The 23,427-nt window shown below is 59.8% G+C and carries 17 protein-coding genes; 5 read left to right on the top strand and 12 right to left on the bottom strand.

From position 1 onward, the window contains the following. Positions 1-5 precede the first annotated feature (5 nt). Positions 6-2,696: a DEAD/DEAH box helicase gene (locus tag NF676_RS18410; RefSeq protein ID WP_041477338.1), complete on the top strand. Its 2,691-nt coding sequence runs from the start codon at positions 6-8 to the stop codon at positions 2,694-2,696. Between the two features lie 148 nt (positions 2,697-2,844). Here the strand turns inward: NF676_RS18410 and NF676_RS18415 are convergent, their stop codons facing one another. The 4 genes from NF676_RS18415 to NF676_RS18430 form a co-directional block, all read right to left on the bottom strand. Then, positions 2,845-6,138: a DEAD/DEAH box helicase gene (locus NF676_RS18415; RefSeq protein WP_252886568.1), complete on the bottom strand. Its 3,294-nt coding sequence runs from the start codon at positions 6,136-6,138 to the stop codon at positions 2,845-2,847. Between the two features lie 9 nt (positions 6,139-6,147). After that, positions 6,148-6,885 carry an S-methyl-5'-thioinosine phosphorylase gene (locus NF676_RS18420; RefSeq protein ID WP_252886569.1) on the bottom strand — a complete coding sequence of 246 codons (738 nt, stop codon included), beginning with the start codon at positions 6,883-6,885 and terminating at the stop codon, positions 6,148-6,150. Positions 6,886-6,897: 12 nt separating this feature from the next. Next, positions 6,898-7,896 carry a beta-N-acetylhexosaminidase gene (gene nagZ / locus NF676_RS18425; protein WP_236169425.1) on the bottom strand — a complete coding sequence of 333 codons (999 nt, stop codon included), beginning with the start codon at positions 7,894-7,896 and terminating at the stop codon, positions 6,898-6,900. A 170-nt stretch (positions 7,897-8,066) separates the two neighbouring features. Further along, complete coding sequence (locus NF676_RS18430; protein WP_056791523.1) at positions 8,067-8,774, bottom strand: TetR/AcrR family transcriptional regulator; 708 nt, start codon at positions 8,772-8,774, stop codon at positions 8,067-8,069. Between the two features lie 229 nt (positions 8,775-9,003). Here NF676_RS18430 and lexA point away from each other — a divergent pair, with 229 nt between their 5' ends. Next, positions 9,004-9,612, top strand: coding sequence for a transcriptional repressor LexA (gene lexA, locus NF676_RS18435; protein ID WP_016775490.1), 609 nt, complete (start codon positions 9,004-9,006; stop codon positions 9,610-9,612). A gap of 10 nt (positions 9,613-9,622) precedes the next feature. Further along, a complete protein-coding gene (gene sulA, locus NF676_RS18440; RefSeq protein WP_041477346.1) occupies positions 9,623-10,096 on the top strand; it encodes an SOS-induced cell division inhibitor SulA in 474 nt (157 codons plus the stop codon). A 97-nt stretch (positions 10,097-10,193) separates the two neighbouring features. Here the strand turns inward: sulA and NF676_RS18445 are convergent, their stop codons facing one another. The 7 genes from NF676_RS18445 to NF676_RS18475 all read right to left on the bottom strand — a co-directional run bounded on the left by NF676_RS18445 (position 10,194) and on the right by NF676_RS18475 (position 18,596). Then, positions 10,194-10,427 (bottom strand): hypothetical protein, encoded by a 234-nt coding sequence (locus tag NF676_RS18445; protein ID WP_003226592.1) that lies wholly within the window; start codon positions 10,425-10,427, stop codon positions 10,194-10,196. Positions 10,428-10,533: 106 nt separating this feature from the next. Next, positions 10,534-11,058, bottom strand: a complete 525-nt coding sequence (locus NF676_RS18450) for a DUF6586 family protein (RefSeq protein ID WP_041477347.1) — start codon at positions 11,056-11,058, stop codon at positions 10,534-10,536. Positions 11,059-11,202: 144 nt separating this feature from the next. Next, on the bottom strand, positions 11,203-13,836 hold the full coding sequence (gene topA, locus NF676_RS18455; RefSeq protein WP_041477349.1) for a type I DNA topoisomerase: 2,634 nt from the start codon (positions 13,834-13,836) through the stop codon (positions 11,203-11,205). A gap of 114 nt (positions 13,837-13,950) precedes the next feature. Beyond that, on the bottom strand, positions 13,951-14,187 hold the full coding sequence (locus tag NF676_RS18460) for a DUF1653 domain-containing protein (RefSeq protein WP_133340511.1): 237 nt from the start codon (positions 14,185-14,187) through the stop codon (positions 13,951-13,953). Between the two features lie 93 nt (positions 14,188-14,280). After that, positions 14,281-15,456 (bottom strand): acetyl-CoA C-acyltransferase FadA, encoded by a 1,176-nt coding sequence (gene fadA, locus NF676_RS18465; protein ID WP_095182362.1) that lies wholly within the window; start codon positions 15,454-15,456, stop codon positions 14,281-14,283. A 29-nt stretch (positions 15,457-15,485) separates the two neighbouring features. Beyond that, positions 15,486-17,633, bottom strand: coding sequence for a fatty acid oxidation complex subunit alpha FadB (gene fadB / locus NF676_RS18470; RefSeq protein ID WP_024013640.1), 2,148 nt, complete (start codon positions 17,631-17,633; stop codon positions 15,486-15,488). 525 nt (positions 17,634-18,158) lie between these two features. Beyond that, positions 18,159-18,596 carry a hypothetical protein gene (locus NF676_RS18475; RefSeq protein ID WP_056791532.1) on the bottom strand — a complete coding sequence of 146 codons (438 nt, stop codon included), beginning with the start codon at positions 18,594-18,596 and terminating at the stop codon, positions 18,159-18,161. Positions 18,597-18,699: 103 nt separating this feature from the next. On the opposite strand from NF676_RS18475, the gene NF676_RS18480 reads away from it, so the two are divergent. Continuing rightward, positions 18,700-19,137, top strand: coding sequence for a universal stress protein (locus NF676_RS18480; RefSeq protein ID WP_016775498.1), 438 nt, complete (start codon positions 18,700-18,702; stop codon positions 19,135-19,137). Between the two features lie 192 nt (positions 19,138-19,329). On the opposite strand, the gene NF676_RS18485 is transcribed toward NF676_RS18480, so the two are convergent. Further along, positions 19,330-21,252, bottom strand: coding sequence for an ATP-binding cassette domain-containing protein (locus tag NF676_RS18485; RefSeq protein ID WP_039760799.1), 1,923 nt, complete (start codon positions 21,250-21,252; stop codon positions 19,330-19,332). A gap of 214 nt (positions 21,253-21,466) precedes the next feature. On the opposite strand from NF676_RS18485, the gene NF676_RS18490 reads away from it, so the two are divergent. Beyond that, positions 21,467-23,395 carry a transglycosylase SLT domain-containing protein gene (locus tag NF676_RS18490; protein WP_056791535.1) on the top strand — a complete coding sequence of 643 codons (1,929 nt, stop codon included), beginning with the start codon at positions 21,467-21,469 and terminating at the stop codon, positions 23,393-23,395. Positions 23,396-23,427 lie beyond the last annotated feature (32 nt).

Here is a 23,427-nt window from a genome sequence, read left to right on the forward strand (position 1 = left end):
TCCTTATGCCGCCGCCCCTGAGCAAACCGCTGGCCCCGTCGTGGGTCAGCCGATTCAAAGAACAGAGTCTGGAGCGCGGCCGCCGCTACGCTTTGGAGAATCGAGTGCGCATCGCCCAGGTCGGCGATGCGACCATCACCGCCAGTTGCGAAGGTTCTGGCGGTAGCGTTTACCGACAAACCATCCATCTGCGCGAGTCAGCCAAAGCGACGCTGCTGCTGGTCGACGCCACCTGCACCTGCCCGGTGCGCAGCAACTGCAAACACTGCGCGGCGGTGCTGCTGAAAATCCAGGAAACCCTCGATTACCCCGCCGCCGCTAAAGATGCCGAGCTGCTGGAGAAGCTCCAGGCCGTGCTGGAAAACCGCAGCCCGAAAGCGCCACCGCAAGTGCTGGTGGACAACGTGCAGCCGGTGCCGCGCCTGTGGCTGGCGAGCGTCGAGTTCAGCGCCTTCGAGCCGCGCAACGGCAAGATGCAGCGCTACATTCAGCACCGCGCGGCGCTGTCGTTCAGCTATCTGGACGAATACGTCAGCGGGCAAAAACACAGCGATATCCTGATCCGTCAGGAAGCCCAGACCCTGCGGATAAAACGTCACCCGGACGTCGAACAGTCCTACCGCGAACAGTTACGCATCCTCGGTTTCCGCATCGCCACCCGGCAGAGCAAAGCCCTGCCGGAGAGCGCCGGCGAACTTTACGAGATGGTCAACGACAGCGCCTGGCTGACCTTCACCCTCAATGACTTGCCGAAGTTGCGCAGCCAGGGCTGGGAGTTGCAGATCGATGAGGAATTCGGTTTCGACCTGACCGCCGTCGACGACTGGTACGCCACCGTCGAACAGGCGCCGGAACGCGACTGGTTCGATCTGGAGCTGGGCATCATCGTCAACGGCGAGCGCCTGAGCCTGCTGCCGATTCTGCTGAATCTGATGCGCTCGCACACCGAGATCCTCAACCCGGAACGCCTCGCCCGCCGTCGCGATGACGAGCTGATTCTGGTCAACATTCCGCAACGCACCAGCGAGCATGGGCCGTTGCAAGTGGCGCTGCCGCTCGGTCGCTTGAAGCCGGTATTGATGACGCTGGGCGAGTTCTATTTGCAGGAGCCGGGCGAAACCACCCTGCGCCTGAGCAAGGCTGACGCCACCCGGCTCAATTCGCTGGAAGGCCTGCCGCTGTTGTGGGAAGGCGGCGAGCAGATGCGCACCTTCGCCCAGCGCCTGCGCGACATCCGCGATTTCACTGCCGAAGCGCCGCAAGGTCTGAATGCAACGCTGCGCCCGTATCAGCTCGAAGGTTTGAGCTGGATGCAATCGCTGCGACAACTCGAAGTCGGCGGCATTCTCGCGGACGACATGGGCCTGGGCAAAACCCTGCAGACCCTGGCGCATATTCTCAGCGAGAAGAACGCCGGACGCCTCGATCGTCCGTGCATGGTGGTGATGCCGACCAGCCTGATTCCGAACTGGCTCGACGAAGCGGCGCACTTCACCCCGCAACTGAAAGTCCTCGCACTGTACGGCGCCACGCGAAAAAAGCACTTCGACAATCTGGCCGACTTCGACCTGATCCTCACTACTTACGCCCTGTTGCCCAAGGACCTTGAGCGCTTGGCCAAACAGCCGCTGCACGTTCTGGTGCTGGACGAAGCCCAATACATCAAGAACCCCAACAGCAAAGCCGCCCAGGCCGCCCGCGAGCTGAATGCACGCCAGCGCCTGTGCCTCAGCGGCACGCCGCTGGAAAACCACTTGGGCGAGCTCTGGTCGCTGTTCCACTTCCTGTTACCGGGCTGGCTCGGCGACGTGAAAAGTTTCAATGCCGATTACCGCGTGCCGATCGAAAAGCGCGGTAGCGAAGTCAGACTGCAGCACCTCAACGGTCGGATAAAACCGTTTCTGCTGCGCCGCACCAAAGAGCAGGTCGCCACCGAGCTGCCGCCGAAAACCGAAATCATCCATTGGGTCGAACTCAACGAAGCGCAACGCGACGTGTACGAGACCATGCGCCTGGCGATGGACAAGAAAGTCCGTGACGAGATCACTCGCAAAGGCGTGGCACGCAGCCAGATCATCATCCTCGAAGCACTGCTCAAGCTGCGCCAGGTCTGCTGCGATCTGCGCCTGGTCAACGACGCCACCCTGCCCGCGCGCGGCAGCACCTCGGGCAAGCTCGACAGCCTGATGGAAATGCTTGAGGAACTGTTCGAAGAAGGCCGGCGGATTCTGCTGTTCTCGCAATTCACTTCGATGCTGACATTGATCGAAGAGGAATTGAAAAAACGCAAGATCGCTTACGCCCTCCTCACTGGCCAGACCCGCGACCGGCGCACACCGGTGAAGGAATTCCAGAGCGGCACGCGTCAGATTTTTCTGATCAGCCTGAAGGCCGGTGGCGTCGGTTTGAACCTGACCGAAGCCGACACGGTGATTCACTACGACCCATGGTGGAACCCGGCAACCGAGAATCAGGCGACTGACCGCGCGTATCGAATCGGCCAGGAGAAACCGGTGTTCGTCTACAAGATGATTGCCCGGGGCACAGTGGAAGAGAAAATTCAGCACCTGCAGAAGGAAAAGTCCGACCTGGCAGCGGGCGTGCTCGATGGGCGCAAGGCCGGGGACTGGAAGTTGCAGAGCGATGATATTGAAGCGCTGTTTGCGCCGTTGCCGGACAAGATCGACAAGCGCTGAAAGCGGCGTCGCTGGTTAGATAGCTATCGCTGGCAAGCCAGCTCCCACAGGGTTATGAGCTGTACCGAAGATTGTGTTTCAACTCGATACCTGTGGGAGCTGGCTTGCCAGCGATGGGGTCATCCAATATTGCGCAATCACTCAGGGCTCAACCCTTGGAAACCGGCAACGGCGCAAACAACGCCTCGATATCACTCTGTTCCAGTTTGAATCCGCCCGTCGTGCCACCCTCAAGCACCGCCCCGGCCAGCGCCGCTTTCTCCTGCTGCAACGCCTGGATCTTCTCTTCGACGGTGCCTTTGGCAATCAACTTGTAGACGAACACCGGATTGTTCTGCCCGATGCGATACGCCCGATCAGTCGCCTGATTCTCCACCGCCGGGTTCCACCAAGGATCGAAGTGAATCACCGTGTCTGCCGCCGTCAGGTTCAGACCAGTGCCCCCGGCCTTGAGGCTGATCAGGAACAACGGCACCTTGCCGCCCTGGAAATCCCTCACCGGCGTGCGCCGATCGGTGGTGTCGCCGGTCAGCAACGAGTAGGCAAGCCCGCGTTGCTGCAACTCCTGCTCGATCAGCGCCAGCATCGAGGTGAACTGCGAGAACAGCAGAATGCGCCGACCTTCGCCGAGCAATTCTTCGAGCATCTCCATCAGGCTGATCAGCTTGCCGCTGCCCGAGCGCAACGCCTTCGCCGTGAGCGGCATATTGACCAGGCGCAGATCGCAGCAGACCTGGCGCAGCTTGAGCAGCGCATCGAGGATGATGATCTGACTGCGCGCCACGCCGCTGCGGGCGATTTCGTCGCGGACCTTTTTGTCCATCGCCACGCGCACCGTCTCATAGACGTCGCGCTGACCATCACTGAGTTCGACCCAGTGGATGATCTCGGTTTTCGGCGGCAACTCGGTGGCGACCTGATCCTTCTTGCGCCGCAGCAAAAACGGCTTGATGCGCGCGGTCAGGTGCTGCATGCGCTGGACATTGCCGTGCTTCTCGATGGGTGTGCGGTAATCGCGATTGAAGGATTTGCTGTCGCCGAGCCAGCCGGGCATGAGGAAATGGAACTGCGACCACAGCTCGCCGAGGTGGTTTTCCAGTGGCGTACCGCTCAGACACAAGCGCTGACGGGCCTGCAAGTCACGGGCGGCCTGCGCGGCTTTGCTCAGCGGGTTCTTGATATTCTGCGCTTCGTCGAGAATCAGCACGCTCCACGGCTGCGGCTGCAAGATCTCCAGATCCCTGGGCAGCAATGCGTAAGTGGTTAGCACCAAGTCGTATTCGGCGAGATTGGCAAAGTCCTTCTGCCGCCCGGTCCCGTGCAGCGCCAGGACTTTCAACTGCGGCGTGAAGCGCTCGGCCTCGTCGAGCCAGTTGGGAATCAGGCTGGTCGGCATCACCGCCAGTGCCGGACAGTCCAGGCGCCCGGCGTGTTTTTCGGTGAGCAGATGCGCCAGGGTCTGCAGGGTTTTGCCCAGGCCCATGTCATCGCCCAGAATGCCGCCGACCTCCAGCTCGCGCAGGGTCTGCATCCAGTTCAAGCCTTCGAGCTGATACGGGCGCAGTTGCGCGTTGAGGCCGGCCGGCGCAGCAACCTGGGCGTGACTGGAATTCTGCAGACGCTTGGCAAAAGTGCGCAGGCGTTCGCCGCCCTGCCAGTCCAGCGGTACGCCATCGAGCATACTCAGGCGTGCGGCGTCTGGAGCGGTCAAGCGCAGTGCATCGCCCTGGTGTCCGCCCAGATACAGCTCGCCCAGCGTCGCCATCAGCGGTTTGACCCGACTCAGCGGCAACGCGACCTTGGCGCCGGCCGGGTCGCCAAAACCGCTGGGCTTGAGCTCGATCAGGAGTTTTTCATCATCGCTGCGCTGCGCCAGATTGACCGGGTCGAGCAAGCGCGGCTGGGTCCGCAACAGGTGCAGAAGGATCGGCAGCAAGCTGTAGCGCTCGCCGTTGACGACGATACCCAACTGCAGATCAAACCACTGATGCGTGGCCTCTTCTTCGACCTCGGCGTACCACTGTTCAACCGGTTGTACATCGAAATGGAAACCGGGACTGATCTCGATTTTCCAATCTGCGGCGCGCAGTGTGGCCAGCCCTTCGTGCATGAACCCGAGCCAGGCGGAATCATCCGGCAAGGTAAACATCTCGCCGGGACGATCCATTGCACTCTTGCGCGTGGCTTTCTTGAAGCCATGTTTTTGCAGGTTCTGGCGCAGCTTCTTTTCCAGCGCCGGTTGACGCTGAATGCGCTGGGTTTCGCTGCCGTTGAGGATCATCACTTCCGGGTTGCGATCCACCGCCGGATGACCGTTGTAGGTAAACAGCAGAGCGGCGCGGTGCTCCAGCACATATTCCCAGCGCGAGCGTTCTCGGCCGCTGACCAGGGTCAGTTGCGGCTGCGGCAGCACGTCATCGATGATCCGTTCGGTGAGTTTGTGCGGTGGCGCAATTTGGGTCATCGCGCTCATGCGATGACTGAACTGCATGGCCTGACGCGCCGGGATGTCTGGCGCCTGGGTCAAATGGCAGGCGAGTTTTTCTTCCAGCTCAGTGAACAGCGGGCCAACCTGGCGCTGCTCGCGATCAAGGTAATAAAGCGGCTCCAGCGCCAGCACGGTTTCCTGCGCGGCTTCGGCACTGCTCCATCGCGCGCGGAATCCGCCGTCAGCCTGCTCGGCCCAAGAGAACTGACCGACGCGTTTCGCCCCCGGTGTCAGCGCTCGCAGGTCTTCGAAGTCGAGGAACAGCCGCGAGGTACGCAGGAGCATTTCCAGCAGTTCGGCGCCACTGCTGCCTTCCAGCGGATAGCCGCTGTAATAGGCGTGATGGGAATGCATGGCGACCAACAGCCGGGCGATGCGCAGATCCAGTTCGGACAGGTAGCCCGGCTGGCGCATGAGCATTTCCGCGAGCGAGTACATCGGTTTGACCTCGCGTAACTCGCCGCTCTTGAGCTGGTAGACCTTGAAGATATCGAGCAGCCACTTGCCGTTCGCAGACGTCGATTTGAGCTTGTAAAACAGACGCGTGCCTGCGGTTTGCGCACTTTCGTCAGCAGGCTTGGCCGGCACGGGAATTGTCGAAAGCCAATGCTCGAGCGCTCGCCCCAACGGGATCTGTGCATCATTGTCAGACGCATCCTCACCCGTGCCCAGCAGGTGATAGATCACCGCCGCGCTGTGCTTACAGTCGATTGCAACAGGACAGCTGCACAGGCAACGCAGGTTTACCGACCCCAGCCGATCTTCGGACAGATAAATGCTTTGCTCATACGCCTGAAGTTGCGAACCGACGCAGAACGCCTCGATCTTCCTGTCATCGATCTCGAGGATCTCTACCCGGTCATCGGCGGCATAAGCGCGGGCCTTGGCCAACGCCTTGCTACTGAATGCGTGGGTCCATGTCAGCCCTTTAAGCCGCTCGATGAAAATGCTCATGGACAGTCCTTAGCTGGCCAGCACTCGCGCCAACGTTGATTTCACCTTGCCCATGCCATCGTGCAGGGCCTGTTCGATTTCGGCCATGGTGATGACTTCGGTGGTCTTGCCGGCTGCAGGATTCACCACCAGCGCCAGACAGGCGTAATCCAGATCCAGCTCACGCGCCAGCGCCGCTTCCGGCATGCCGGTCATGCCGACGATGTCGCAGCCGTCACGCTCCAGTCGCACGATCTCGGCGACCGTTTCCAGACGCGGACCCTGGGTGCAGGCATACACGCCTTGATCGCTGTATTCGCAGCCTTCGGCGGCGATCGCGGCAATCAGTTGCTGACGCAACGGCTCGCTGTAGGGAAAGCTGAAATCGATGTGGGTGACGTGCTCCAGATCATCGGCGAAATAGGTGTGCTCGCGCCCACTGGTGTAGTCGACGATCTGGTGCGGCACGCAGAAATGCCCGGTGCCCATGGCCGGATGGATCCCGCCAACGGCATTTACGGCGATGATCGCTTCGGCACCCGCCTGCTTCAACGCCCACAGGTTGGCGCGGTAGTTGACCTTGTGCGGCGGGAAACGATGCGGGTGACCGTGACGGGCGAGGAACAGCACTTCCTTGCCGGCGTATTCACCAATCTGCACCTCGGCCGAAGGCGCGCCGTAAGGGGTGTCGACTGCCAGCGACTGGCGAATGCTCAGGCCTTCGAGCTGAGTCAGGCCAGTGCCACCGATGATTGCGTAAACGGTCATAACGAAAAATCCTTAATCGATCAGTTGAGCGTCTTTGAGCGCGCCGAGGGCGGTGAGCCAACGCGGGTCCTGACGATAATCGGTACTGGCGAAGGCTTGACCGCGCATCTTCGCGATGCGCGCGGAAGGCTTGACCTTCATACGCTGGGCGGCACTCAACGCCAGCTCGGCTGCCGCGCGGTCGTTGCATACCAGGCCCATATCGCAACCGGCACTCAGCGCGGCTTCGATGCGGCTGGCAGCGTCGCCGACCACGTGGGCGCCGGCCATCGACAGATCATCGCTGAAGATCACGCCATCGAACTGCAACTCGCCGCGCAGAATCTCCTGCAGCCAGCGTCGGGAGAAACCGGCGGGCTGCGAGTCGACTTGCGGATAGATGACGTGGGCCGGCATGACGGCGGCCAGTTGTTTGCTGAGTTTGGCGAAGGGCACCAGATCATTGGCGCGGATTTCGTCGAGACTGCGCTCGTCGTTCGGGATCGCTACATGGGAGTCTGCTTCCGCCCAGCCGTGGCCCGGAAAATGTTTGCCGGTGGCGGCCATGCCGGCGCTGTTCATGCCGCGAATGAATGCACCGGCGAGCAAGGCGGCGCGCTCGGGATCGCCTTCGAAAGAACGGGTGCCCACCACGGCGCTGCGCTGATAGTCCAGATCCAGCACCGGGGCGAAACTCAGGTCGAGCCCGACCGCCAACACTTCGGTGGCCATGATCCAGCCGCATTGCTCGGCGAGATACTCTGCATTCGGGTTATCGGCGATGGCGCGCATCGCTGGCAGACGGACGAAACCCTGACGCAAACGCTGCACACGCCCGCCTTCCTGATCAACCGCCAGCAGCAGATCCGGGCGAATCGCGCGGATCGCGGCGCTCAGTTCGCGCACCTGGCGTGGATGCTCGATATTGCGGGCGAAAATGATCAGGCCGCCCACTTCGGGCTGACGCAACAATTGGCGATCTTCGGCCGTCAGCCAGGTACCGGCGACGTCCACCATCAACGAGCCTTGCAGGCCAGCAGTCATAGAGATTCCTTGAAAACGAAAAACCCGATCTGCTTGCATTCGCTACCGTGGGCAATGCCCGGACGGTCAGCAGAATTCATGCAGATCGGGTTCAGTACGAGAGTCGGCATGGCCGGCTAGCTTAGCGGATACCAGCTGCCGCGCCCACCCGTGCGCGGTCAAACCTTGGCGGCGACCGGTATGGATTTGCTGCGCGGACGCAATTGCGCGCTGGCCATGGCTGTATCGGTGACGCCGGTTTCGGCGCGCATGCCGGCAGCGAGGAACGGCACCATCAGGCGCATCACTTGTTCGATGGAGGTATTCACGCCGAAATCGGTCTCGGCAATCGCGCGCAAGGCCTTGATCCCGGACATGCTGAACGCTGCGGCGCCGAGCATGAAGTGCACGCGCCAGAACAGCTCGATCGGTGGAATGCGTGGCGCCGCTTCATTGACCAGCAGCATGTAGCGGCGGAACACTTTGCCATACATGTCTTCCAGATAACGTCGCAAGTGGCCCTGGCTCTGGCTGAACGCGAGGCCGAGCAAACGCATGAAGATCGACAGATCGTTACCGCTGCGAGGCTGCACGACGAGCGCTTGCTCGACGAGGATTTCCAGCAGCTCTTCGAGGGTCGGCTTGTTCTCAGGCTTGGCCTGACGGCGCTCCAGCTCTTTATCGAGGCTGACGCAGAACGGACCGAGGAAGCGCGAGAACACCGCCTGGATCAGCGCCTTTTTCGAGCCGAAGTGATAATTCACCGCAGCCAGATTGACGCCAGCCTTGCTGGTGATCAAACGCAATGAGGTTTCAGCGAATCCTTTCTCCGCGAACAACTGCTCGGCAGCATCAAGAATGCGTTCAACGGTTTCCGACTGGGCCATGGCTACTCCGCCTGACAAACACTTGTTTGAAACATACGTTTCAGCCTAAGCCTTGTCAAGCCTGCCGGTTCGTTTTGGGAATGGTCGGTCAGCTATTTAACCACACAAGGCGCCAGCATTAATAAGCGCCCTTCGCGACCGCTCGGCGGGCGGCAAAAAAACGGCCATTGCCAAGACCGCTTCACTGTATATAATCCCAGTCACTGTATAAAAAGACAGAGCGATCAATATGCTAAAGCTGACGCCACGCCAAGCCGAGATTCTGGCCTTCATCAAACGTTGCCTCGAAGACAACGGCTATCCGCCCACCCGTGCGGAAATCGCTCAGGAATTGGGTTTCAAATCGCCAAATGCGGCGGAAGAACATCTCAAGGCCCTGGCCCGCAAAGGCGCGATCGAGATGACCCCGGGCGCTTCCCGCGGCATTCGTATTCCCGGCTTCGAAGCCAAGGCCGACGACTCCACCCTGCCGATCATTGGCCGAGTGGCTGCCGGCGCGCCGATCCTCGCCCAGCAGCACATCGAAGAATCCTGCAACATCAACCCGACCTTCTTCCATCCTCGCGCCGACTACCTGTTGCGTGTGCACGGCATGAGCATGAAGGATATCGGCATCTTCGACGGCGACCTGCTGGCAGTGCATACCACCCGCGAAGCGCGTAACGGCCAGGTTGTGGTTGCGCGTATCGGCGACGAAGTGACGGTCAAACGCTTCAAGCGTGAAGGCAGCAAAGTCTGGCTGATTGCCGAGAACCCCGAGTTTGCCCCTATCGAAGTCGACCTGAAAGATCAGGAACTGGTGATCGAAGGCTTGAGTGTCGGCGTCATTCGCCGCTAAAGGAGGCTCCATGCAGTTCCCACACACACCTCAGCAAACACAACTGCCTTTATTTGAAGCGTTTCTGGCGCAACCGATTGCGCCGATCCTCAAAGACGTGGTCGAGCGTGACTGGAATGCCAAACCTGACGCCTTCAGTGAGCTATCACTGCGTGGTGCGGCCGGGAACTGCCTGAACCTGCTAGCGCCGATCCTCCGTGAATTGAGCGAGGATCAGGATGCGCGCTGGCTGACGCTGATCGCCCCACCCGCCAGCCTGACGCAAACCTGGCTGCGCGATGCCGGCCTGAACCGCGAACGCATCCTGCTGCTGCAACCGCGTGGCACGCAGAGTGCTCAGCAACTGGCGTGCGAAGCGTTGCGACTGGGTCGCAGCCACACCGTGGTGACCTGGCTAAACCCGTTGAATGCCAATTCACGGCAACAACTGATCAGCGCCGCGCGCACGGGCGAAGCTCAGAGCCTGAACATTCGTTTGGGTTGATTGTTGAGTAATGCGCGCTGTGTGAAGCGCAGGGCTTCTCCAGGGACAGAGAAGCCGATCTGAAGCGCAAGCGACCGAGAAAAGGCCAAAGCGTGGATCAATGAAGAACCCGCGGCCCCTCTTCCTTATCAAACTCGCCTTCAACCATACGACCTGCCATCTGCACGCCGACGCTCAACATCGCTTTGGCAATTTCAACGTGCTGGCCTTGCAGGAACGCCTTGGCATCCTCGGAGAAATCCAGCGTCACCAGAGAACCTTCGTCCTCGGCCCTGCGCAGTTCGATTCGGCCGTCTGGTAACTCGACAATTTCTAGAAAGGACGTTGGCATATAAGTCTGTTCTCCACGAAAGGCAGCGATTATATAGACATCATTCGAGCTTCGCTCGGGATCTTGACCAGCAGCATGTTTCAGATTGCCACTGCGCCAAACTACCTCAGCACTCGTTCAAGCCTTCACGGAAACGCAGGGCCAGACCTTTAAGGTTCTGCCGCCAGCTCTCCAGCTCGTCTCGACTGAGCTCTTCTGGCGCCTCTTCTTCATCAAGATTAATCGCTTGGATCAGCGGCTGCGTCACGTCGCCTTTCGGCTTGCGTGGCGCCCTCGGTGGCTGAAACAGTGCTGCGTGCGCCGCCAGCAGTTTCGCCAGCCAGGTTTCCGGATTACCGGCCAGCTCGACCATTTCGGCCAACTCCGGAATGGCGATCGACTCCAGCACTTCGCGCTTCAACAACTCCTCTGCCCTCGGCGAATTGGCCTGCGGCAGACGATAAAAACCGGCGATCTCATGACACAAGCCCAGCAGTGCGCCGTAGAGGTGGAACAACGCCGACTCACGCCCGGCCTGGATCAGCGCCAGAGAATTCATCGCCCGCCCTTCTTCAGCACGAGCCAGAGCTTCGAGTGACAGGCCTGCGAAATAGATCTTCTGGTTGGTGCGGGTATAGAGTTCGTGGGCCATGACGGCAGCCTCCACAACGAAATAATTGCTTCACACAGGCCCGGCAGTGTCATGGATCAGCCGATGCCAGCGCAAGCAAAAAACAAAAAGGCCGCATGAAAACCCGAAGGGTTCATGCGGCCTTTTTGCTGTTCAGACTAGCGCTTACTCAGCCTTGGCCTTTGCGCTGCGCTTGTCTTCAACAGTCCACTTGCCACCGTCGTAATACGCTTTCCAGCCTGTCGGCTTGCCGTCGACTTCGGTCTGTACGTATTGCTCCTTGGTCTTGCGGCTGTAGCGGATGACCGCTGGCAGACCGTCAGGATCCTTTTGCGGAGCCTCGCACAGGAAGTGGTACTTCGGATCGATCTCGTCCTTGTGCGGCAGAATCTCGATCACCAGCGGAGCGCGAGTCTCGCGGTTTTTCGGGAACTGACTGGCGGCCAGGAACAGACCGGACGCACCATCGCGCAGGATGTAGGTGTCGTTGACCTTTTCGCATTTCAGCTCAGGCATCTTCACCGGATCCATCTTCGGCGGCGCCGCGTCACCGCTCTTCAGCAACTTGCGGGTGTTCTTGCACTCAGGGTTGGTGCAACCGAAGAACTTGCCGAAACGGCCGGTCTTGAGCTGCATTTCGCTGCCGCACTTGTCGCATTCCAGGCTCGGACCTTCATAGCCCTTGATGCGATAGCTGCCTTCTTCAATTTCGTAACCGGCGCAATCCGGGTTGTTGCCGCAGATATGCAATTTGCGCTTCTCGTCCAGCAGGTAGGCGTCCATCGCCGTGCTGCAGATCGGGCAGCGATGCTTGCCACGCAGTACCAGCGATTCCGATTCGCCCTCGTCGTCCGCTGCGATTTCATCGCCCGGCACCAGGTTGACGGTGGCCTTGCAGCGCTCTTTCGGCGGCAGGCTGTAGCCCGAACAGCCGAGGAACACGCCAGTCGATGCGGTACGAATCTGCATCGGACGACCGCAAGTGGTGCACGGAATGTCAGTCATGACCGGCTGGTTGGCGCGCATGCCGCTGTCCGGGTTTTCCGCTACTTCGAGTTTCTTCTTGAAGTCGCCATAGAACTCGTCCAGCACGTTTTTCCAGTCGCGCTCGCCCTGCGCCACGTCATCGAGGTTCTCTTCCATGCCGGCGGTGAAGCCGTAGTCCATGAGATTGGAGAAGCTCTCGGACAGACGTTCGGTGACGATGTCACCCATCTTTTCCGAGTAGAAACGACGGTTGTGCAGGGTCACATAACCGCGATCCTGAATGGTCGAAATGATCGCAGCGTAAGTCGAAGGACGACCGATGCCGCGTTTTTCCATCTCCTTGACCAGACTGGCTTCGGAATAACGCGCCGGTGGCTTGGTGAAATGCTGCGACGGGTCAAGCTTGATCAGCTTCATCACATCGCCCTGGGCCATGTCCGGCAGCACGTCATCATCGCCAGGCTTGGCAATTTGCGGCATCACCCGGGTGTAACCGTCGAACTTGAGGATACGGCCCTTGGCACGCAGCTCGAAGTCGCCAGCGCCGACGCTGACGGTGGTCGACAGGTACTGCGCCGGCAGCATCTGGCAGGCTAGGAACTGGCGCCAGATCAGCTCATACAGACGCTCGGCATCGCGCTCCATACCCGCCAGCTTGCTCGGCGTGGTATTGGCGTCGGACGGACGAATCGCTTCGTGAGCCTCTTGCGCGCCTTCCTTGCTGCTGTAAACGTTCGGCGTTTCCGGCAGGTACTTCTTGCCGAATTCGTCTTCGATGTAGGTGCGCGCCATCGCCACGGCGTCGGCCGAGAGATTGGTCGAGTCGGTACGCATGTAAGTGATGTAGCCGGCTTCGTACAGACGCTGGGCCATCATCATGGTTTTCTTCACGCCGAAACCGAGGCGGTTGCTCGCAGCCTGCTGCAAGGTCGACGTGATGAACGGCGCCGACGGCTTGCTGCTGGTCGGTTTGTCTTCGCGCTTGACGATGCTGTAACTGGAGGACTTGAGCTTCTCCAGCGCAGCCATGGCCTGGGCTTCGTTCAGCGGCTTGAAGGCTTCGCCTTTTTCGCGAGCCACTTCGAAACGCACGGTCGAGCCTTTGGTGGTGCCGAGATCAGCGTGCACTTCCCAGTATTCTTCGGGATTGAAAGCACGGATTTCACGCTCACGCTCGACTACCAGCTTCACCGCAACCGATTGCACGCGACCGGCGGACAGACCACGGGCGATCTTGGCCCACAGCAGCGGCGAGACCATGTAGCCGACGACGCGGTCAAGGAAGCGACGCGCCTGCTGGGCGTTGACACGATCAATGTCCAGCTCGCCCGGCTCGGAGAAGGCTTCCTGGATCGCCTTCTTGGTGATTTCGTTGAACACCACGCGCTTGTAACGGCTGTCGTCACCACCGATGGCTTCGCGCAGGTGCCAGGCAATGGCTTCCCCCTCGCGATCCAAGTCGGTTGCGAGATAGATGGTGTCAGCATCCTTGGCGAGCCGGCGCAGCTCTTCGATGACCTTTTCTTTGCCCGGGAGGATCTCGTACTGGGCTTTCCAGCCGTGTTCGGGATCGACGCCCATGCGCGAGACCAGCTGCTTGCGCGCTTTCTCTTTCGGCGAGAGCACCGGACCTTCGCCCGCAGCAGCCTTGCCGCGCTTGGCGGCCGGCTCTTTGCTGGCGCTAGCCGAACCGCTGGTGGGCAGGTCTCGGATATGGCCGATACTCGACTTCACCACGTATTGGTTACCCAGATACTTGTTGATGGTCTTGGCCTTAGCCGGGGATTCCACAATGACCAGCGATTTGCCCATGGATCAGAAAATTCCTGAATTCTAGAAGTGAAAGGCGGTTGGCGCCTGACGCGGCACCGCTATATATAGTTGATACAAGGTGAGGTCAAGCGCAGGGTTGTCTGCGCAGTCGCCTCATGCCTTGTCAAAAAGGCTCGGTTCGGCTTGCACCAAAGCAAAGCGCGGCACCTGCTCGCCGTCAACCTCGACTGACTCGACGAACATGCTCAGCGGGCGCACCCAATAGCCGTAATCGCCATACAGGGCTTGGTAAAAGACCACTTCTTCTTCGGTTTCGGAATGCCGCGCAACACTGAATACACGGTATTGCGGACCTTTGTAATGTTGGTAGAGCCCAGGTTGTATCGGCATGCTTCGGCCCTCACTGAAATCTTTTCAAAAATAAATAAAAAACCCAAAAACAAAAACCGGGGCACTGGGCCCCGGCTTCCATCGACGAGACGCTTAAACGCGTTCGAAGACGGTGGAGATGCCTTGGCCGAGACCAATGCACATAGTGGCCACCCCGAAGGTGCCGCTATTCTGCTTCATCACGTTCAACAGGGTGCCGGAAATACGTGCACCGGAGCAACCGAACGGGTGACCCAGGGCGATCGCGCCGCCGTGCAGGTTAACCTTCTCGTTCATCTTGTCGAGCACTTTCAGATCTTTCAGCACTGGCAGAGCCTGTGCGGCGAAAGCTTCGTTGAGCTCGAAGAAGTCGATATCGTTGATGCCAAGGCCTGCGCGCTTCAGGGCTTTTTGTGTTGCCGGCACTGGACCATAGCCCATGATCGCCGGATCCACACCTGCCACTGCCATCGAACGGATCACCGCCATAGGCTGGATACCCAGGTCCTGTGCACGCTGCGCCGACATCACGATCATGCACGAAGCACCGTCAGTGATCTGCGACGAAGTACCGGCAGTCACGGTGCCGCCCTTTGGATTGAATGCCGGCTTCAGCGCCGCCAGACTTTCCAGGGTGGTTTCCGGACGAATGGTTTCGTCGTAGTCGTACAGTTTCAGGAAACCGTTCTCGTCGTAACCCTGCATCGGGATGATTTCGTCCTTGAACTTGCCTTCCACGGTTGCCTTGTGGGCCAACTGGTGGGAACGCACGCCAAAGGCATCCTGCTGCTCACGGGTGATGCCGTGCATCTTGCCGAGCATTTCAGCGGTCAGGCCCATCATGCCCGAGGCTTTTGCCGCGTACAGCGACATGTGCGGGTTCGGATCGACACCGTGCATCATGCTCACGTGGCCCATGTGCTCGACGCCGCCGACCACGAACACGTCACCGTTGCCGGTCATGATCGCTTGCGCAGCAGTGTGCAGCGCGCTCATCGACGAACCGCACAGACGGCTGACGGTCTGGCCGGCCGAAGTGTGCGGAATCTGGGTCATCAGCGACGCCATGCGCGCGATGTTCCAGCCCTGCTCCAGGGTCTGGTTGACGCAGCCCCAGATCACGTCCTCGACTTCCGCCGGGTCGACCTTGGTGTTGCGTTCCAGCAGTTTGCTGATCAGGTGCGCCGACATGTCTTCAGCGCGGGTGTTGCGGTGCATGCCGCCCTTGGAGCGGCCCATCGGAGTACGACCGAAGTCGACAATCACGACGTCTCTAGGATTCAAGCTCATAAGTTCACTCTCACTCTAGTTGGGGGCGCTTAACCGAAGAAGCTCTGGCCGTTCTTGGCCATTTCGCGCAGCTTCGCGGTCGGGTGGTACAGCGCGCCCAAATCAGCGTACTGGTCAGCCAGGGCAACGAACTCGGCAACACCGATCGAATCGATGTAGCGCAGCGCACCGCCACGGAATGGAGGGAAACCGATACCGTAGACCAGACCCATGTCGGCTTCGGCGGCGGTTTCAACGATGCCGTCTTCCAGGCAGCGCACGGTTTCCAGGCACAGCGGGATCATCATCCAGTTGATGATGTCTTCGTCAGTGACTTCGCGCTGCTCGTAAACGATCGGCTTGAGCACTTCGAGTACCGACGGATCGGCGACTTTCTTCTGCTTGCCTTTCTTGTCGGCCTCGTAGGCGTAGAAGCCCTTGCCGTTCTTCTGGCCCAGGCGTTTGGCTTCGTACAGCACGTCGATGGCCGAACGACGGTCATCCTTCATGCGATCCGGGAAACCTTCAGCCATGACGTCGCGACCGTGGTGACCGGTGTCGATGCCGACCACGTCCATCAGGTAAGCCGGGCCCATTGGCCAGCCGAATTTTTCCATCACTTTGTCGATGCGAACGAAGTCGACACCGGCGCTGACCAGCTTGGCGAAACCGCCGAAGTACGGGAACAGCACGCGGTTGACCAGGAAGCCCGGGCAGTCATTGACGACGATCGGGTTCTTGCCCATTTTCTTCGCGTAGGCAACGGTGGTGGCGATCGCCAGTTCACTGGACTTCTCGCCACGGATCACTTCCACCAGCGGCATCATGTGCACCGGGTTGAAGAAGTGCATGCCGACGAAGTTTTCCGGACGCTTGAGGGCCTTGGCCAGCAGGCTGATGGAAATGGTCGAGGTGTTGGACGCGAGGATGGTGTCCTCTTTGACCTTGTCTTCGACTTCAGCCAGTACCGCTTGCTTGACCTTCGGGTTTTCGACCACAGCTTCGACGACCAGATCGACGTGACCGAAGTCGCCGTAGGACAGGGTCGGACGAATGCCGTTGAGCACTTCAGCCATCTTCGCCGCGGTCATGCGACCCTTGTCAACACGGCCGACCAGCAGCTTGGCGGCTTCGGCCAGACCCTGCTCGATACCGTGCTCGTTGATGTCCTTCATCAGGATCGGCGTGCCTTTGGAGGCCGACTGATAAGCGATACCGCCACCCATGATGCCGGCGCCGAGTACGGCAGCCTGCTTCACGTCTTTGGCGATTTCGTCGTAGGCCTTGGCCTTTTTCTTCAGCTCCTGATCGTTCAGGAACAGGCCGATCAGGCTCTGTGCGGCAGAGGTCTTGGCCAGTTTGACGAAGCCTGCAGCTTCCACTTCCAGCGCTTTGTCGCGACCGAAGTTCGCGGCTTTCTGGATGGTCTTGATCGCTTCAACCGGCGCCGGGTAGTTCGGGCCGGCCTGGCCAGCCACGAAACCTTTGGCGGTTTCGAAAGCCATCATTTGCTCAATGGCGTTCAACTTGAGTTTTTCAAGTTTCGGCTGACGCTTGGCCTTGTAATCGAACTCGCCGGAGATGGCGCGCTTGATCAGCTCAAGGGCAGCTTCCTGCAATTTTTCAGGGGCGACTACGGCGTCGACGGCGCTGACTTTCAGCGCGTCTTCAGGGCGGTTTTCCTTGCCGGCGGCAATCCACTCGATGGCGTTGTCGACACCGATCAGGCGTGGCAGGCGTACGGTACCGCCGAAGCCCGGGTAGATGCCCAGTTTCACTTCCGGCAGACCAATCTTGGCCTTGGTGGACATGACGCGATAGTCCGCCGCCAGGCACATTTCCAGACCGCCACCGAGGGCGATGCCGTTGATGGCCGCGACGGTCGGCACGTTGAGGTCTTCGAAATCGCTGAAGATCTTGTTGGCTTCGAGATTGCCTGCAACCAGCTCGGCATCCGGCAGCTTGAAGTTGTCGACAAATTCGGTGATGTCGGCGCCGACGATGAACACGTCCTTGCCGCTGCTGACGATCACGCCCTTGATCGAAGCATCTGCCTTGATGGTGTCTACGGCCTGACGCAGTTCGTTCAGGGTTAGACGGTTGAACTTGTTGACGGACTCACCCTTGAGGTCGAATTTCAATTCGACGATGCCACTTTCAAGAGCTTTAACCGTGATGGCTTTACCTTCGTAAATCATCAACTGATCTCCACGATATGGAAGCTGAACAGTACACGTCGGACGCAGGCTTATGGCTCAGAAGGACGTTTTGCTCGTCGATACTGACACCGTCCGCCTGGCACACCCGCCAACGCGATAGTCGGGATTCTGTAGGAGCAGTCTGTAAGACAAACGCTCAATTCATACGCCCGTTTGATTCGGGTACGTCACCTTCACGGAATTTCAGACAATTGTCAATCGCCCTAAATTCGGGCTGAAATGCGACTTTGCGGTCATTTCTGCACCATGATGAGCAGCAACACCCGCCCCGATGTTCAGCCATTCATAGAATCAATAGTTAGAAAAGTCGCCCTAATTTCCGCCGAGCCCTGTTCAGAAGGCTACGCTGGGTGGACTGCGAAGAAATTTGCCGAGGCGATCAAAGCGCCTGCCGCAAAAAAAGTTACCGGCCTGCCTGGCCAATCCGCCCGACGAATCATGTCGGGCTTTTTATTGCGCGTCTGCCGGACGTTTCACACCGTTGCAGTGAGAAAAGTCCGCGCATCACGCCAGTGCTTTCAGGGTCGCGTCGATATCCTGCAGAACCGTCGCCTCGCCCTTCTCGCCCCAGTACAAGGCGATCATCTGCTTGTCCGCTTCGATCTTGAAAACATTGCCCGGCAATTTTTCGAAATAATCGAGCAGGATCCGGTCATCGCAGACTTCCTGCCATTGATTGACCCAGACGCCCGGGGTTTTCTGCCAGTACGTCCAGCACGCCGGTTGGCTGCCACGCCGCGGCCGATGGTACTGGGCGCAGGGGTTTGGCGGCTCTGGCAGCAGCCAGTGCGGCCACTCCTGCGGCGCCAGTTGCATGGCCAGGCCGATGCGTCGAGCCTCCATGCGCAGGGCCATGCGCCCGCTCTGCGCGCGAGACGGGCGCAACCATGCCAGCGGACTTAAAACTACCAGCAGGATTGACACCACCAGCCAGACCGTCATATCTGTACTCCCGATTTTTGATGAGCCCATTGTGTCACTTGCGAACCAATGCGCTTGAAACCAGCCATACTTACCAATATCGAACCCTCAGGAGGAGCACCTCATGCCCTACCACCACATACTGGTCGCTGTAGATCTGACCGAAGAGTGCGACCCTGTGATCCACCGCGCCCGCGAGCTGTCGGTGAGCAACGCTGCCAAGTTGTCGCTGGTGCATATCGTTGAACCGATGGCCATGGCCTTCGGTGGCGACGTGCCAATGGACCTGTCACAACTGCAACAACAGCAGTTCGATCAGGCCAAGGAGCGTCTTGAAAAACTCAAATCGAAATACCCCGAGCTCGAAGGCGCCAATTGCCATCTGACCTACGGCCAGCCACGCCAGGAAATCCATCATTTCGCCAAGGAACAAGCGTGCGATCTGATCGTGGTCGGAAGCCATGGCCGTCATGGCTTGGCACTGCTGCTCGGCTCGACCGCGAATGACGTGCTGCACGGTGCGCCATGCGATGTGCTGGCGGTACACCTGGTCAAACGCTGATCTGTCTTGCTCTTTGTGGGAGCGAGCCTGCTCGCGAATACGTCGGCACATTCAATATGAGTGCCGCCTGACACACCGCTTTCGCGAGCAAGCTCGCTCTCACAGTTGACCTGCTCCAGCCTGTAGATCGCGCTACATATGAAAAGCCCGGCGCTCATCACTGAGCGCCGGGCTTTTTCACATCAGGAGCAATCAGGCATCCAGCTCGGCCCAACGCTCCACCAACGCATCCAGCTCGGCCTGCAACTGCTCCAGCGAAGCAATCACTTTGGCCGTTTCCGCCGGCGGACGCTGATAGAAACCGGCTTCAGCCATTTCGGCTTCAACCGCGGCGATTTGCTGCTCCTTGGCGTCGATGTCGCCCGGCAAGGCTTCCAGCTCGCGCTGCAGCTTGTAGCTCAGTTTCTTCTTGGCAACCGGAGCAGCCGCCGCAGGCGCAGCCACCGGAGCCGGCTCAGCGGTAACCACCGCCGAGTTCAGGTCAGCCTTGCCCGACTTGCTTTCAGTCACGCCCAGCAAACGCGGCGAACCGCCCTGACGGATCCAGTCCTGATAGCCGCCGACGTATTCACGAACCTTGCCTTCACCTTCGAAGACCAGGGTGCTGGTCACCACGTTGTCGAGAAATGCCCGGTCGTGGCTGACCATCAGCACGGTGCCGTTGAAAGTCAGCAGCACTTCTTCGAGCAGCTCGAGAGTTTCCACATCGAGGTCGTTGGTCGGTTCGTCGAGCACCAGCAGGTTCGCCGGTTTGCTGAACAGCTTCGCCAGCAACAGACGCGCACGTTCACCACCCGACAACGCCTTGACCGGCGTGCGTGCACGCTGCGGGCTGAACAGGAAGTCGCCGAGATAGCTCAGCACGTGACGGCTCTGCCCGTCGATGTCGATGAAGTCGCGACCTTCGGCGACGTTGTCGATCACGGTTTTTTCCAGATCCAGCTGATGGCGCAACTGGTCGAAGTACGCCACGTCGATGCGCGTGCCCTCTTCCACTTTACCGCTGGTCGGTTGCAGACCGCTGAGCATCAGTTTCAACAGGGTGGTCTTGCCGGTACCGTTGGCGCCGAGCAGACCGATACGGTCGCCGCGCTGCAGGACCATGGAGAAATCCTTGATCAGGAACGGCCCGCCCGGATGCGCGAAGCTCACGTTCTCGAGCACCATCACCTGCTTGCCGGATTTGTCCGCGGTTTCCAGCTGGATGTTGGCCTTGCCGGTACGCTCGCGACGCTCACTGCGCTCAACGCGGAGGGCTTTCAGGGCGCGCACGCGACCTTCGTTACGAGTGCGGCGGGCCTTGATGCCCTGACGGATCCACACCTCTTCCTGAGCCAGACGCTTGTCGAACAGCGCGTTGGCGGTTTCTTCAGCGGCCAGCGCAGCTTCTTTGTGCACGAGGAAACTGGCGTAGTCGCCGTTCCAGTCAATCAGCCCACCGCGATCCAGTTCGAGGATGCGCGTGGCGAGGTTTTGCAGGAAGGAACGGTCGTGCGTGATGAACAGCACGGCGCCCTGGAAATCTTTCAACGCTTCTTCGAGCCAGGCAATCGCACCGATGTCCAGGTGGTTGGTTGGTTCGTCGAGCAGCAGCAGGTCCGGTTCGGACACCAGCGCCTGCGCCAGCAGCACGCGACGACGCCAGCCACCCGAGAGTTCGGCGAGAGTCTTGTCGGCCGGCAGTTGCAGACGGCTCAGGGTGCTGTCGACCAGCGTTTGAAGGCGCCAGCCATCACGGGCTTCGAGGTCGTGCTGAACGTGCATCAGCTTGTCCAGATCGGCGTCGGTGACGATGTTCTGGCTCAGGTGATGATATTCGGCGAGCAAGGCGCCAACACCATCGAGGCCTTCAGCCACCACGTCGAATACCGTCCGGTCGTCGGCAACTGGCAATTCTTGCGGCAATTCGCCGATTTTCAGACCGGGGGCACGCCATACCGAGCCGTCATCGGGCTTCTGGTCGCCCTTGACCAGTTTCATCATGCTGGACTTGCCAGTGCCATTGCGGCCGATGATGCACACCCGCTCACCACGGGCGATCTGCCAGGACACCTTGTCCAACAACGGCATAGCGCCGAACGCAAGGGACACATCGCTGAATTTGAGCAGGGTCATGAGCTTCTCCAAAAACCGGGCGCGCATTCTACCTGACTTGAGGCTTCAGCAGGCCGGCAATTTGTCTGTCGAAGCACTCTGCACAACATTTGTTGCGAACTTGTGCAGCGAGGCTCGCAAAGCTTTCGCCGCTTGCTGGCAAAAGGCTAAGCTACAGTCAATTCAGTGCGGATTCCGATCGGCACTTGTCATGATTTCTCTGCCCGGATGTCTCATGCGCAGTCGCCTTTTCAGTGTTTTGTCCTGCTTGTTTCTTACCGCCGCTGCCGCTCAATCCGTCCAGGCGGTGGACTTGTCCACCCAACGCCAGTATTACGATGAAGCCAAGCGCGCCTTGGCCAAGGGTGATACCGGCCCGTATTTCCGTTACAGCCAGGCGCTGGCCGATTATCCGCTGGAACCGTATCTGGCCTACGACGAACTGACCGCGCGTCTGAAGACCGCGAGCAACGCAGAAATCGAGAAATTCCTCGCCGAACACGGTGACCTGCCGCAGGCCAACTGGATGAAGCTGCGCTGGTTGCGCTGGCTCGCCGATCGTGGCGACTGGGCGACCTTCGTCAAGTATTACGATCCGAAGCTGAATTTCACCGAGCTCGACTGCCTCAACGCGCAGTACCAAATCAGCCACGACAAGAAGGCTGAAGGCTATGCCAACGCAGAAAAACTCTGGCTGACCGGCAAATCGCAACCCGCCGCCTGTGACGCGCTGTTCGGCATCTGGGCTGCCGACGGCCAGCTTACCGAGCAGAAACGCTGGGAGCGCACCAAACTTGCTGCGCAGGCACGCAACTATCCGCTGGCCAACAGTCTGATCAACGGCCTGACCACCCTCGCCCCGCGCGGTCGTTTGCTGGTCGACGTGGCGCAGAAACCCGAATTGCTCAATCAGCCGTCGCGCTTCAGCCCGGCCGACGAGCCGATGTCAGACGTCGTCAGCCTCGGCTTGCGCCGCCTCGCTCGGCAGGATCCGGACAAGGCCATGGCTTTGCTCGACGGTTACGCCAGCAGCATGCATTTCTCTCGCGATGAGAAGGTCGCGATCGCTCGCGAGATCGGCCTGACCCTCGCGCGCCGCTTCGACAGCCGCGCGCTGGACGTGATGACCAAATACGATCCGGAGCTGCGCGACAACACCGTCTCGGAATGGCGCCTGCGCCTGCTGCTGCGTCTGGCACGCTGGAACGATGCCTACGAATTGACCAAACGTCTGCCGCAAGACCTGGCCACCACCAACCGTTGGCGCTATTGGCAGGCGCGCAGTCTGGAGCTGGCCGAGCCACAAAACCCGCAAGCGCTGACCCTGTACAAGAATCTGGCGCGGGAACGAGACTTCTACGGCTTCCTCGCCGCAGACCGTTCACAGTCGCCTTACTCGCTGAACAACAAGCCGCTGGTGCTCAGCCAGGCGTTGATCAACAAGGTTCGTAACACCCCCGGCGTGCGGCGCGCGCTGGAGTTTCATGCACGCGGGCAGATCGTCGACGGGCGTCGCGAGTGGTATCACGTCAGCCGTCATTTCAACCGCGATGAAATGGTCGCCCAGGCCAAACTGGCCTACGACCTGAAATGGTACTTCCCGGCGATTCGCACCATCAGTCAGGCGCAGTACTGGGACGACCTGGACATCCGCTTCCCGATGGCGCACCGCGATACCCTCGTGCGTGAAGCCAAGGTTCGCGGCCTGCATTCGAGCTGGGTGTTCGCCATAACCCGGCAGGAAAGCGCCTTCATGGACGACGCGCGCTCCGGCGTCGGCGCCAGCGGTCTGATGCAATTGATGCCCGGCACCGCCAAGGAAACCGCGCGCAAGTTCAGCATTCCATTGGCCTCGCCCCAGCAAGTGCTCGATCCAGACAAGAACATTCAGCTCGGCGCCGCTTACCTCAGCCAGGTGCACAGCCAGTTCAACGGCAACCGCGTGCTCGCCTCCGCCGCTTATAACGCCGGGCCAGGCCGCGTGCGTCAGTGGCTGCGCGGCGCTGATCACCTGAGTTTCGACGTCTGGGTGGAAAGCATCCCGTTCGACGAAACCCGTCAATACGTGCAGAACGTGTTGTCCTACTCGGTGATCTACGGGCAAAAGCTCAACTCGCCGCAACCGCTGGTGGATTGGCATGAGCGGTATTTTGACGATCAGTAATCACCAGGCTGACGCCGGATCATGAAAAATGC

The organism is Pseudomonas siliginis, from assembly GCF_024072275.1.
Lineage (GTDB): Bacteria > Pseudomonadota > Gammaproteobacteria > Pseudomonadales > Pseudomonadaceae > Aquipseudomonas > Aquipseudomonas siliginis.

Coding starts and splice junctions, on each gene's coding strand:
- NF676_RS18410 (WP_041477338.1), top strand. CDS start 6: ATGCCGCCGCCCCTGAGCAAACCGCTGGCCCCGTCGTGGGTCAGCCGA.
- NF676_RS18415 (WP_252886568.1), bottom strand. CDS start 6,138: ATGAGCATTTTCATCGAGCGGCTTAAAGGGCTGACATGGACCCACGCA.
- NF676_RS18420 (WP_252886569.1), bottom strand. CDS start 6,885: ATGACCGTTTACGCAATCATCGGTGGCACTGGCCTGACTCAGCTCGAA.
- NF676_RS18430 (WP_056791523.1), bottom strand. CDS start 8,774: ATGGCCCAGTCGGAAACCGTTGAACGCATTCTTGATGCTGCCGAGCAG.
- lexA (WP_016775490.1), top strand. CDS start 9,004: ATGCTAAAGCTGACGCCACGCCAAGCCGAGATTCTGGCCTTCATCAAA.
- sulA (WP_041477346.1), top strand. CDS start 9,623: ATGCAGTTCCCACACACACCTCAGCAAACACAACTGCCTTTATTTGAA.
- NF676_RS18445 (WP_003226592.1), bottom strand. CDS start 10,427: ATGCCAACGTCCTTTCTAGAAATTGTCGAGTTACCAGACGGCCGAATC.
- NF676_RS18450 (WP_041477347.1), bottom strand. CDS start 11,058: ATGGCCCACGAACTCTATACCCGCACCAACCAGAAGATCTATTTCGCA.
- topA (WP_041477349.1), bottom strand. CDS start 13,836: ATGGGCAAATCGCTGGTCATTGTGGAATCCCCGGCTAAGGCCAAGACC.
- NF676_RS18460 (WP_133340511.1), bottom strand. CDS start 14,187: ATGCCGATACAACCTGGGCTCTACCAACATTACAAAGGTCCGCAATAC.
- fadA (WP_095182362.1), bottom strand. CDS start 15,456: ATGAGCTTGAATCCTAGAGACGTCGTGATTGTCGACTTCGGTCGTACT.
- fadB (WP_024013640.1), bottom strand. CDS start 17,633: ATGATTTACGAAGGTAAAGCCATCACGGTTAAAGCTCTTGAAAGTGGC.
- NF676_RS18475 (WP_056791532.1), bottom strand. CDS start 18,596: ATGACGGTCTGGCTGGTGGTGTCAATCCTGCTGGTAGTTTTAAGTCCG.
- NF676_RS18480 (WP_016775498.1), top strand. CDS start 18,700: ATGCCCTACCACCACATACTGGTCGCTGTAGATCTGACCGAAGAGTGC.
- NF676_RS18485 (WP_039760799.1), bottom strand. CDS start 21,252: ATGACCCTGCTCAAATTCAGCGATGTGTCCCTTGCGTTCGGCGCTATG.
- NF676_RS18490 (WP_056791535.1), top strand. CDS start 21,467: ATGCGCAGTCGCCTTTTCAGTGTTTTGTCCTGCTTGTTTCTTACCGCC.